The following is a 492-nucleotide window of genomic DNA, read 5'->3' on the forward strand; positions in this document are numbered from 1 at the left end:
GGTATGGCGAGTGGCCAAAGCAAAACTACCGCCACATGCCCTTAATCTCCAATAACTTCTACGCTCAGATGAAATTGCGTTTGACATCCAGGGCGCTTTGATGTGACGAGCTGAGCCCGCCTGATCTTTTGGTGATTGCCGGGGGCGAAGTGCTTTTAAACTTAGACTGTAAAATTTTAGCAAGCAGTGGCGCAAACGTAGATGTGATAGCCATTTCAAAATAGAAGATCGATGCCAAAGCTCACCGCGCAACAGGCGAGGCGAAAGATAAAATTTACACAACGAATGGCAGCTTTAACCTAAGCACAGTCGATAAAAAGCTACAGGTTTTCCAAAAAATGAGTGATGAGAGCGAGAGACTGGACATTACCTTGCCGAGAAAAACAAGACAGAAAAACGATCTCCAAAGATCACTGCTACAGCAAGCTGGCGTATCCGAGGGCAGGTGCGAGAACTTAATCAGCTAGTACGGACGTTTGGATAAAATAAGCG

General features: G+C 45.9%; 1 protein-coding gene. It reads right to left on the bottom strand.

Features of this window, described 5'->3' with window-relative positions; genetic code table 11:
- Positions 1-183, bottom strand: a 183-nt coding sequence (locus CYP43_RS09590; RefSeq protein WP_219808131.1) for a hypothetical protein, incomplete at its 3' end; no start/stop codon positions are given.
- Positions 184-492: the final 309 nt, after the last annotated feature.

It is taken from the genome of Campylobacter concisus, from assembly GCF_002913045.1.
In the GTDB taxonomy this organism is placed as follows: Bacteria; Campylobacterota; Campylobacteria; order Campylobacterales; family Campylobacteraceae; genus Campylobacter_A; species Campylobacter_A concisus_AP.